9 protein-coding genes are annotated in these 12,108 nt (G+C 37.9%); 5 read left to right on the top strand and 4 right to left on the bottom strand.

Going from position 1 to position 12,108, the window contains the following annotated elements:
• Entirely contained in the window at positions 1–1,305 is a 1,305-nt protein-coding gene (locus tag P20429_RS16200) for a DEAD/DEAH box helicase (protein ID WP_002958629.1), read from the top strand.
• Between the two features lie 30 nt (positions 1,306–1,335).
• On the opposite strand, the gene P20429_RS16205 is transcribed toward P20429_RS16200, so the two are convergent.
• Both P20429_RS16205 and P20429_RS16210 read right to left on the bottom strand, forming a co-directional pair.
• The gene (locus P20429_RS16205; RefSeq protein WP_007580795.1) at positions 1,336–2,835 is read right to left on the bottom strand and encodes an amidase family protein; all 1,500 of its coding nucleotides are present in this window, start codon (positions 2,833–2,835) and stop codon (positions 1,336–1,338) included.
• A 95-nt stretch (positions 2,836–2,930) separates the two neighbouring features.
• Positions 2,931–4,538 carry an NAD(P)/FAD-dependent oxidoreductase gene (locus tag P20429_RS16210; RefSeq protein ID WP_007580793.1) on the bottom strand — a complete coding sequence of 536 codons (1,608 nt, stop codon included), beginning with the start codon at positions 4,536–4,538 and terminating at the stop codon, positions 2,931–2,933.
• A gap of 194 nt (positions 4,539–4,732) precedes the next feature.
• On the opposite strand from P20429_RS16210, the gene fdxA reads away from it, so the two are divergent.
• The 4 genes from fdxA to P20429_RS16230 all read left to right on the top strand — a co-directional run bounded on the left by fdxA (position 4,733) and on the right by P20429_RS16230 (position 10,042).
• Positions 4,733–5,056, top strand: coding sequence for a ferredoxin FdxA (gene fdxA / locus P20429_RS16215; protein WP_007580791.1), 324 nt, complete (start codon positions 4,733–4,735; stop codon positions 5,054–5,056).
• A 136-nt stretch (positions 5,057–5,192) separates the two neighbouring features.
• Positions 5,193–7,436 carry a carbohydrate binding family 9 domain-containing protein gene (locus P20429_RS16220; protein WP_007580789.1) on the top strand — a complete coding sequence of 748 codons (2,244 nt, stop codon included), beginning with the start codon at positions 5,193–5,195 and terminating at the stop codon, positions 7,434–7,436.
• Positions 7,437–7,462: 26 nt separating this feature from the next.
• Positions 7,463–7,921 (top strand): Sbal_3080 family lipoprotein, encoded by a 459-nt coding sequence (locus P20429_RS16225; protein WP_007580787.1) that lies wholly within the window; start codon positions 7,463–7,465, stop codon positions 7,919–7,921.
• Positions 7,922–8,287: 366 nt separating this feature from the next.
• Entirely contained in the window at positions 8,288–10,042 is a 1,755-nt protein-coding gene (locus tag P20429_RS16230; RefSeq protein ID WP_007580785.1) for a bifunctional diguanylate cyclase/phosphodiesterase, read from the top strand.
• 87 nt (positions 10,043–10,129) lie between these two features.
• Here the strand turns inward: P20429_RS16230 and P20429_RS16235 are convergent, their stop codons facing one another.
• Positions 10,130–10,834, bottom strand: coding sequence for a TorF family putative porin (locus tag P20429_RS16235; RefSeq protein ID WP_007580783.1), 705 nt, complete (start codon positions 10,832–10,834; stop codon positions 10,130–10,132).
• Between the two features lie 9 nt (positions 10,835–10,843).
• Positions 10,844–12,061 (bottom strand): BCCT family transporter, encoded by a 1,218-nt coding sequence (locus P20429_RS16240; protein ID WP_007580781.1) that lies wholly within the window; start codon positions 12,059–12,061, stop codon positions 10,844–10,846.
• Positions 12,062–12,108: the final 47 nt, after the last annotated feature.

Genomic DNA, 12,108 nt, shown 5'->3' with positions numbered 1-12,108 from the left:
ATGAATTTTAAATCTTTTAGTTTCGCTCCTGAAATCATCCAGGCGTTGGACGAACTTAACTATCACACCCTTACGCCCATTCAGCGCGCAGCAATTCCTGCTGTTCGTAAAGGTAAAGACGTTTTAGCCAGTGCACAAACTGGTACCGGCAAAACTGCCGCGTTTGCTTTACCTATCATCCAAAAATTGGTTGAGTCTGAACTCAGCACAACTAATGCACCTCATGCATTAGTACTTGCTCCAACGCGTGAACTTGCAGAACAAATTGCAAATAATTTTAGAGATTTTGCAAAGCATACATCACTTAAAGTCGTTAGCTTATTTGGTGGTGTTAGCACTGCCGGCCAAGCAAATGCTTTAAAAGAAGGTGTAGATATTGTTGTTGCAACGCCAGGTCGTTTATTTGATCATATTCGTTTAGGTAACTTAAGCCTTGCAAGTGTTAAGCACCTTGTTCTTGATGAAGCTGACCGTATGCTTGATATGGGCTTTATTGAAGATATGCAAAACGTTATTAAAAGCTGTGCAGAAGAGCGCCAGATTTTACTTTTCTCTGCTACATTCCCTGCAGCAATTAAACAATTTGCATCTAAAGTATTGAAACAAGCTGAAATAGTGCGTGTTGATCAAACTAATAGTACAGCAAGCACCGTTGAGCATGTTGTTTACCCAGTTGAAGAACGTCGTAAGCAAGAGCTACTTTCTGAATTGATTGGTAAGAAAAACTGGCAACAAGTGCTTGTCTTCGTAAACATGAAAGAAACAGCTGATGAGCTTGTTAAAGAGCTTAACCTTGATGGTATTCCGGCAGGCGTTTGCCACGGTGATAAATCTCAAGGTAACCGTCGTCGTGCTTTACGTGAATTTAAAGAAGGCAAGGTACGCGTATTAGTGGCTACAGAAGTCGCTGCTCGTGGTATTGATATTGATGGCTTACCTCGTGTAATTAATATTGATTTACCATGGCTTGCAGAAGATTACGTTCACCGTATTGGCCGTACAGGTCGTGCTGGTCGCCAAGGTCAAGCAATCTCATTTGTTAGCCGCGAAGAAGAAAACACTTTGTTTGAAATTGAAACGCTAATCGGCCAGAAAATCAAACGTGTATATTTAGAAGGTTATGAAGTAAGTAACCGTGAAGTACTAATTGATAAAATTGGTAAAAAGCCAGCGCATTTACGCCGTACACGTTCTAACAAGTTATCAGGACAAGCAACCGGTGAAGCGAGAGCAGTAAATCGCTCACGTATTTCAAGCGTTCGTAAAAGCTTAAAAGGCGAAAAACTGTCACTTAAAAAGTCATAGTTAACGCCGTTTAGTTTAAAAAACCTGAGTTTACTCAGGTTTTTTTGTGCCTGGTGATAACACCTCATCAATAATATTTGCGTATAAATAAGCCGCTTGCTCGTCCTCTTTATTTGCTATTATGGACAAACCAACCGGTAAACCACTTACTTTTCCGACCGGTAGGGTTATGTGCGTTGTGCCAGCAATAGCAGATAACGAACTACTACTGCCATTAAAATTATCACCATTAACTAAGTCAGTTTTCCAGGCGGGGGATACTGTAGGCGCTATAACAATATCAAGCTTGTTGTTTTTATATACATTAATAATGGCTGTTGTTGCTAAAGTGCGATAGCGTTCTTTAGTCTGCTGGTATTTTTGTTTGTTAGTTAAATCAATAGCCTGCGATTGAACTAGGATATCTTGCTCAAAATGGGGCATTTCTGTTTTTTTATTTTGAATATTAAAATTAATAAGTGCTTTTAGGCTTTTAACAGCCACTTGTGTTGGAGTGTTTGCGAGGTAATGATTAATTTCGGCTTTGAAGTCGTAAAGTAAAATATAGTATTCATCAGCAAATAGCGTATCTAAGTTATCAGTAATATCTACATTAATAACAGTATGCCCAGCCTGTTTTAATGCTTGTAACTGCTTGGCATAAAGGCGCTGCGTTTCAACTGTAAATTTGTCGCTAGGCAGTGCACCAATAATAAGTGACGATTTTGATTTTAGATTACCTGTTTTTAATTCAAACCCTGCAGTTGTTGCATCAAGGGAGTCTTCACCTTGCAAAACAGATAAAACCAGCAGCGAATCTTTAAGTGAATGCGCCATCGGCCCTACTGAATCTTGGCTACTTGAAAGAGGCACAACGCCTGAGCGTGATACTTGGCCCATACTCGGTTTTATTGCATAAACTCCATTTACTGAGGCAGGGCACGTAATTGAACCGTCTGTTTCAGTCCCTAATGCTATAGGCGCAAAGTTAAGTGCTACCGCAACAGCAGAACCTGCGCTAGAACCACATGGATTACGTGTTACATCGTGCGCATTATGTGTTTGTCCGCCTATGGCACTCCAGCCTGAAGATGAATAGGATGAACGAAAATTTGCCCACTCACTTAAATTAGCTTTACCTAAAATTATAGCGCCCGCATTACGTAGTTGTTTAACAACAAAAGCATCATTATTAGTAACGTTATTTTTAAGTGCTAAAGAGCCAGCCGTTGTGGGAAGTGTGCCTTTAGTTTCTATATTATCTTTAAGAAGTACAGGTATTCCATGTAATGGCCCAGCCCAAGTTCCTTTGACGGCAAGTTCATCTAACGTTTTAGCTTGAGCAATCGCTGTAGGCTCTAAACTAATAACCGCATTATAGTGTGGATTAAGTTTATTAATTCGGTCTATATAATTTTGGGTGAGTTGCTGTGCATTAATAGAATTATTTTTATATGCACTGTGAATTTCATCGATGGTTTTTAGCTCTTGTGCTTTAGCGTTAAAAATTGCTAATACACTAAGCAACGAAAAGGTAAATGTTTTGATCATTGTTGAGGTGCTTGAGGTGTTATTATTTTCTATACATTTAGCACAAAAAAGCCTCACAAAGTGAGGCTTTTCGATAAACGGCTTAAAAAAGAGGTTTAAGCGTTTTCTAACATAGACAGTGCGACCGCTTCAGCCGCTTTAATACCATCAATACCCGCTGATAAAATACCGCCCGCGTAGCCTGCACCTTCGCCTGCAGGGTAGAGCCCTTTGGTGTTAATACTTTGGAATGTTTTATCACGCTTAATACTAATAGGCGACGAAGTACGTGTTTCAACGCCGGTTAATAAACCGTCGTTAGTTGAAAAGCCACGAATTTGTTTATTAAACGCTGGTATCGCTTCGCGAAGAGCATCAATTGCAAATTGTGGTAACACTTTACTCAAGTCGGTTAACTTAATACCGGGTGTATAAGAGGGTTGTACTTCACCTAAGTTTTCTGATGATTTACCTTTCAAAAAGTCGCCAATTAACTGGGCTGGTGCATCGTAGTTGCTACCACCAAGCTCATACGCTTGCTCTTCAAGTTTACGTTGTAAGTCTATTCCAGCAAGAGGGTTACCCGGGAAATCTTGCTCCGGTGATATGCCTACCACAATAGCGCTGTTAGCGTTGCGCTCACTTCGTGAATATTGGCTCATACCGTTGGTAACAACGCGGCCCTTTTCGGAGGTTGCAGCGACTACTGTGCCACCTGGGCACATACAAAAGCTGTAAACTGTGCGGCCATTGTCGCAATGATGAACAAGTTTATAATCGGCAGAGCCTAAAATTGGGTTTCCTGCATTTGTGCCAAAACGACATTCATCGATCATTGATTGTTTATGTTCGATTCTAAAACCGACTGAGAATGGCTTTGCTTCAACATAAATCCCTTTTTTGTGGATCATATCAAACGTGTCACGTGCGCTGTGACCAACGGCTAATACAACATGGCGAGTGTTTAGTTGCTCGCCATTTGAAAGCGTTAAACCTGTTACTTGCCCGTCGTCTAAATGAATATCGTCAACACGTGTGCTAAAGCGAATTTCGCCGCCTAGTTCTATTATACGAGCGCGCATTTTTTCAATCATGGTGACAAGTTTAAACGTACCAATGTGTGGCTTACTTACGTATAAAATTTCATCGGGTGCGCCTGCTTCTACAAATTCAGTAATGACTTTACGACCGTAATGTTTTGGATCCTTTACTTGGCTGTATAACTTACCGTCTGAGAATGTACCTGCGCCACCTTCACCAAATTGTACATTTGATTCGGTATTAAGTGTGCGTTTACGCCAAAAGCCAAACGTGTCTTTTGTACGTTCACGTACCTCTTTACCGCGCTCTAATATAATGGGATTAAAGCCCATTTGAGCAAGTAATAAGCCTGCAAATAAACCACAAGGGCCAAAACCAATCACGACAGGGCGCTCTGTTATATTTTCGCTGGCGTGGGCTACAAATTTATAGTTTGTGTCTGGCGCTACTTTTACATGTTGGTCTTTTTCAAATGCCGCGAGTAGCTCGGCTTCGTTATCTACTTCTATATCGAGTGTATAAATCAGTAAAATAGCTGATTTTTTACGTGCATCATAACCACGCTTAAACACATTAAAACTGTGCAATTGTTCTGGTTGGATTTTTAGTTTATTTACAATTGCTTGACCAATTGCATCTTCGTCATGATCAAGTGGCAGCTTTATTTCGGTTAAACGTATCATTTATATCTCTTTTAGGTGTCATAGCGGGGTATTATTACCGCTCACAATAAGGGGATGCAGGGCACAACGGGTGTGCAAACATAAGGCGCGTATTTTACGTTAAAATAGGGTGATATGGCACTTATTTATTGTATTTTTGGAGTGGATGGGTATGATCCACAACTGTTGTTTAAAATCTTAGGTATTAAAATCGTATGGCGTTTGTAGTCACCGAAAATTGTATAAAATGTAAGTACACCGATTGCGTATCAGTGTGCCCAGCAGATGCATTTTTTGAAGGCCCTAATTTTTTAGCAATTAGCCCGATTGATTGTATCGATTGTGGTTTATGTGTCCCTGAGTGTTCAGCTGATGCTATATATCAAGAAGATGAGCTACCAGAGTCTCAAAAAGAGTTTACTGAATTGAATGCTGAACTTGCACTGGTCTGGCCGCGCATTACAGAGGTTAAACCTGCACCAGAGGACGCTGATATATGGAATGGCATAGACGATAAACTTAAACTACTCGAAACATAATACGTAACAATTAGTTACTCCTTTATCATTAAATAGTTAATTTTTTATTTCAAAGTATTAACAAATGTACCTGGATAAATTACAATCCCCAGCTTAAGTTACTCCCTATGAGTAATTACAGTCTAAATGGATGTTTATGCAGTACTTTATAACTATAATAAAAAAGTTTACCTTCCTATTTTTAAGTTTCGTTTTATTACTCTCAAGCCTTGATGTAGCGGCTAGTAAACAGCAAGTATCCTTATCTCGTATTGATTCAAATATCACTATTGATGGTGTTATGGATGAAGCGCACTGGCAAAATGCGACACGTATACCTCTACTCTACCAAGATGAGCCTAACGAAAAAGGCACACCTCCTGTAAAAACTGATGCCTTTATTTACGAAGATGGCACAAACTTATATGTTGCCTTTATTGCAGAGGATCCAAACCCTGAACAAATTCGTGCATCACTTCGTGACCGCGATACGCTATGGGAAGACGACGTAGTCATTCTTGTTATTGATACATTTAATGATGAACGCAGTGGTTATGAATTTCATGTAAATCCCCTTGGTGCACAAGGCGATATAAGAATGACCGATACCGATGGATGGAGCTCTGATACCTCGTGGAATGCTATTTGGGATAGCGCGGGACAAATTAACGAGAAAGGTTACGTTGTTGAAATGCGTATTCCTTTTAAGGCACTGCGCTTTCCTGAAAATAAAAAAGAGCTAACGTGGGGTTTTTCAGTAATGAGAAACTACCAACGTGATGTTTTATATCAGCTATCAAATATGGGATTTGATAGAAATATAAAATGTAGCCTTTGTCAGTTTGATAAGTTAGTGGGTTTTAGCGATATTGAATCGAGTAAAAATATTCAATTAACACCTACATTGACAGCACTTCGTAACGATAATAAATCTGAATTACCGGGTAACTGGGATAATGGCGATATAGATACCGAAGTGGGCTTAGATTTGCGCTGGGGTTTAACCAAGGACGCTGTTTTAAATGCGACTATCAACCCAGATTTTTCGCAAGTAGAAACAGACTCTTTAGAGCTCGATGTAAATACAACCTTTTCTATTTATTATGCTGAAAAACGTCCTTTCTTTTTAGATGGAGCTTCTTACTTTAAAAGCAGCTTATTTGAGCTTTTATATACACGTACAATTGCTGAGCCTACTTTAGGTGCAAAATTAACGGGTAAAACGGGTGATCATAGTTATGCGTTAATGCTCGCTGATGACGACAATAGTAATATTTTACTGCCAACGAATCAGGGCTCTGGCTTTGCAAGCTTAAACGAAAAAACGAATGCTGCCGCAGGGCGTTATCAATATGACCTAGGTCAGCAGGGTACTATTGGCCTTTCAAGCACGCACAGAGAAAGTGATGACTATCACAACACTGTATTATCAGTGGATGGTAGCTACTGGTTTAATCAATCGGATACTCTTTTGTATCAAGTATCATCTGCTGATACACGTAACTCTGAATTTTTAATTCAAAATTATAACTTATCTGAAACTCAGTCAGATGAAGCATATGCCCTGGAACTTACCCGCGATAAACGTGATTACAAATTATTTGCATCTTATGAAAATATTGGGCAGGACTACCGAACTGATTTAGGTTATCAAGCTAAAGTCGATTATGAAAAAGTAGGCTTTGGTGGCGGACAAACATGGTACAGAGATGAATCTGATTTACTTACCTCATGGTCATACGAAGCTGACTGGGATAAAACGTGGGCGCAAAACGGCGACTTACTTGAAGAAGAATACGAAGGCTTTTTAAGCTTTAAAGGCCAAAAACAATCTATTTTTGAAATTGGTTTAGTGCACCGCTATGAAAACTATAACGACAATTTTTATAATCAAAATATTGGTTTTATTTATACGGGCTTTAAACCCACTAAAGATTTAAAGCTTTCGTTATATATTGAATACGCTAGCCGCATTGATTATGCAAATGAGCAATTAGGCGACGCGTTTGACACTCAAACCCAAGTGGTGTGGGACATTAACGACCATTGGCAGCTCGATGTAAAACATAACTACAGTCAATTAGATAACCCGCAAGGGGATCGCGTATTTACTGCTAACTTGGTCGACTTTAGGCTTCATTATAAATTTAGCATGCGTTCAATTCTTAAATTAATTTTACAATTTGAAGACATTGATAGAGACGAAAACGCCTACTTTTACCAAGTTAGTCAAATCAATAAAGACTATGGCAGCCAGCTTGTTTACTCATATAAAATTAATGCGCAAACACTGTTTTATTTGGGTTACTCAGATAGAGGTTACCAAGACGATTCTCTTAAAAATATTGAGCGAGATCAGCGTACATTTTTTACAAAAGTTAGCTATGCATGGCAGCTTTAAATATTAAAAATAAAAAAGGAATAAATATGAATACGTTAAAAATAACAGTTGCAGCAGCAATGGTTGCCACCTTGGCCGGTTGTGCTGCAAAGCAAGACATTACTCGATTTGAAACAAACATACCTAAAACAGTATGTATTGCTGAACATAAGGCTGTTAAAGCTGGTGTTATAGATGCAATGAAAAAAGGTTTTGCAAAGCATGATGTTGAAACTCGGGTAATTCCAGCCAATTATGTATTGAAACACCAAGACTACCAGACCGAATTACCAGGTGCAGATACGACAGGATGTAATGCAGTGGCTTACTACGTAGCAAATTGGCGTTGGGATATAGCGCTCTATATGGCATACGCAAATATTTGGATTAAAGACGTTGAAACGAATGAAAAAATAGCACAAGCATCTTATCGCACCGGTGGTGGATTGGATAAGTTTATAGACGCTGAAGAAAAAATTATAGAGCTTATTGACGGTATGTATTAAATTTTAAACAATTAGAACCTTTTTGTTTATTTTTGTTAATCCCACCTATACTATATATCAAATATAATTAGTTAATCCGTTATTGTTACAATTTTTTGTTATTCTAATGGCTTAGGATTATATCAATGCTTGCGTAGTACTAAATGCAAGCGATATAATCCGTTTTTGGTAATAGGTTTGATAGGAGAAGCAAAGTAGATGGATTTTTTTATGAGTAAACTTAAGCCGCTCGGTTTTATTTTCCTAATCATAATTCTATTTTGTTTTTGCATAAACATAGAGTTAACGAATCAGATTAATCGTATAAATTTATTTAGTACCAGTATTGATATACGAAATTTCGAAATAACGAATACCACTCTTGATATGGCTCCTTGGTATAATCCGATCTTAAATGGCCACTATATAATTGAGCAGCCCACAGCTGATTTCTTGCTTATTAAAACCACTGACACTCAGTTTGTAGCTGCTGATTCAAGTAAGTTAATTATAATGACACTTGCATCACCTATTAATTTTTTACTTTTATGTATCTTAATATTTGGTTCTGGCCTGTACTTACGCAGAGAGCGTAGAAAGCGTCATTATAAAAATCAAATAGCGGAGCTTAATCTTCAAGCCAATAGCTTACTCACTGCATTTAATTTGCAAGTAAAACCGGCAGAGAATCCTTTGGGTGTAAGCAGCTTAAGCCAATCAATAAATAGTTTAAATACGCATGTGGCTAATTACGTAAAACAAACTCAAACCAGTATATGCCAAGATAAACTGACGTTATTAATTGACCGTCATGCATATATTGAACATATCGACAGACAAATTAATCATGCTAATCAAGAAGATCTCAAGTGTGCACTCCTGTTTATAGACCTTGATGGCTTTAAACAAGTAAACGACTCGTTTGGTCACAGTTTTGGTGATGAAATATTAGTTCAAGTTGCTAGCCGACTTGCGAATGTATTACGCCATCATAAATTAAGTAACATAAATAGTGCTAACCAATTAGAGCAAAACTTATCAAGGTTAGGAGGGGATGAGTTCTCCATTTTTATAGAATTACTTGATGATAGCGACAGAGTCGTTGAAATTGCTAAGCATGTGCTAAGTGAGCTTGAAAAAGACTTTGTGCTTGGCAATAAAATAGTAAAAATTAGTGCCAGTATTGGTATTGCGGCTTACCCAGAAAGTGCATCAACGCCTCAAGCGCTTTTACAATTAGCCGATGTAGCTATGTATAGAGCTAAAAGTGATGGTAAGGGAATATTTAAAGTTTACTCGCCAGAAATGGGTAACAAAATGCGCCGTTACCATTATTTACTTGAAGAGCTGCGTTTAGCAGTCGCGTGTAAAGATTTTTACTTATCTTTTCAGCCAATTGTGCATGTTGAAGATTGTATGATTGATTATTTTGAAGCACTTACCCGATGGGACCACCCAGTTGAGGGCATGATCCCCCCTTCAGAATTTATTCCAATAGCAGAGGAGTCTAATTTAATATTAGAACTTGGCGATTGGATTATGCTTGAATCGTGTAGGCAAATGGCTGCATGGCACAATGCAGGTATGCGTAAAGTAAAAATATCAGTAAATGTTTCGGGCATTCAATTAAAGCACCGTGACATTTATGATTGGATAATGAAGAAGCTCAAAAAAACCGGTTTACCCGCTACGTCTTTAATGCTTGAAATTACAGAATCAACATTCATTAAAGCCAGTCCAAGAATTATTAAAGAGCTAAGTAGGCTAAGAGAAGAGGGTATCACTATTGCTATTGATGACTTTGGTACAGGTTTTAGTTCTTTAAGTACATTAGCGGATTTACCAATAGATGTTATTAAAATTGATCGCTCGTTTATAGCTCAAGCTAATAAAAGCCAAAAATATAATGATATATTAAATACAATTAGTGAGCTTGGACAAAAGCTTGGCCTTAAAATTGTAGCTGAAGGCGTTGAAGAAATAGGGCAGTTTGAACTTGTTAAAAAAATGGGTGTGAGTTCTGTTCAGGGTTATTTAGTAAGTCGACCTGAGTCATCAGCTAATGTAGGTAATAAAGTATTACGCAATAACACCAGTAACCTTTCAGCATCGGGTACAAGTGCTTGGGATATTTTTAGTTAGTTAGTTAGTTAGTTAGTTAGTTAGTTTACAAATAAAAATGCCACTCTAAGTAGAGTGGCATTTTTTGTTTAATCAGTAATTATTGTATTAAAGATCAAATGTGCGTGAAACAGCAAGTACAATACGCTCATCAGCATAATCGTAATCTAAGCTTGTGTTTTCAGCAGCTACTTCAATACCAAAACCTTCGTAGCTTGTTTGATATGCTAGACGGTAGTGATAATACGATTTGTCTCCCTTAGCTTGATCCCACTCAAACTTATCACCATCAAGTGAGTTTGAAATATCAAAGCTTGCACGTAGTGCATGATTAGGAGCTAGCTCATAAGTGTGAGCGATCATCGAAATAACGTGGCCTGTATCGTAACCAAAGTAATCCCAGCTGTACCAAAAGTTAAGCTCAGTTTGGCCGTATTCACTTGCATAACCAAATTTAGTGTAAGCTTCAGCGTAGTTACCATCGCTGTTATTACCTTGATAAGTGTAATAAGCGATACCGTAATCAACGCTAAATTGCTCATCAAGTTGTACATATTTACCTACGTAAGCATCAAGTTCAAAATCAGTGTCGTCACCAAAATCTACGTTTGAAGCCCATGCACCGGCGTAAACACCGCTATCAAAGGCATAGTCTAAGCTGCCTTGAATTGCAGGATCGCTATCAGTTTGTGTTACACCATTAAAAGTGTAGTCAGACGCTGCAGTGATTGTTGTTGACCAATCAGCAGCTGCGGTTGTTGATAAAACTGCAAATGGTAGTGCTACTACAAGTTGTTTTAGTTTGTTATTCATTATTAATCCCTAGTGTACTGTGTCTATTTTTGTGTAATCAATTTCGTTTGCTTTTGGTGAGCTGTCTATGTTTGTAACTGTTTTAAACTTGCTGTATCCGATAAAACCAGCACAGATAAAGAACAATCCAATAACCAATGCGCCTACCCACTGAATTTGTAAAAATTCTAATTTAAACAATAGTGTAAGTAACGATAAAGCGACAACATTTCCGATCATGTATTTCATTTTTCCAAAACGCTTTACGGTAAAGTTTAGGTTATCTGTATATAAACGCACTAACGAATCGAGTGAGTTAATTACAAATACAATACCTACAAATACCATTGCAAAGTTTTTAATGCCTTGAGTTGGAATGCCCGCTTCATGGTAGTGATAAAGTACGCTAAACCAAATCGCAATAGGAATAGAAGGGAAAATCAACATAGCACCTAATACTTGGTATGTTTTAAGTCCACCAACAAAGCGTGATGTAAATTGACCAATCATTATGCTCCACGCAAACCACCAGAATAAGTAGAACTCATGGTAATCATTAAGCGGTAAAACAAATTCATTAATGTTCGCAAAGTAAGTACCAATAGAGCCTAAGTTATCTGTAAATGCTGACATTTGACTATCACCAATCACAAATGCGCCAGCCCACATAAAGGCGATTAAAGCTAAAAATAACCAGGTAGTAGAAATACTTAAAATACGTACATATTTAATATCAGTACTTGAGTACACAGCAAAACAGATAGCCGCAAACACAATTAAGTAAAACTCAGAAACTATACTTGTTCCATCACTTAATTCGGGTAAATACCACGGTAGGTTTGTAAGCAGCAAATAAGCGGTAAATGCACATGTACCAATAATTACAACGTTATTGATAAATTTAACCCAAGGAATTTCGAAAAATTTCACTTTAGGTTCTATTACACAGAAATAAAAGCACGTAAGAAAGTAAAATCCCCAGATCAAAAATCCCCAGTAGCCAAACTCAATAGCCAGTGGATTTGCAAACGCGTATTCTGGGCTTGCTTTTATGTCTGCATAACCTGCAAACTCAGTTAAAGGAAACATGATAAGGCCAACATCTAGGCCAGAAGTAAATAGTATTGCTATAAACGTAAAGGTTCGAACTGGTGTTACACCTACTACGCGAACATTACCCCATTTAATTAAAATAGTGATAATGGCAAGTAAGGTAAAAATGATCCCTGCATTAAGCCAAATAGTCATTGTTACCCTCCAGTAATGAATAAAAATAATTCATAAGCACTCCGTAT

This window comes from Pseudoalteromonas sp. BSi20429 (genome assembly GCF_000238895.1).
GTDB lineage: Bacteria > Pseudomonadota > Gammaproteobacteria > Enterobacterales > Alteromonadaceae > Pseudoalteromonas > Pseudoalteromonas arctica.
The sequence above is the reverse complement of the archived record's forward strand: the minus strand, read 5'-3'. Positions and strand labels throughout refer to the sequence as shown.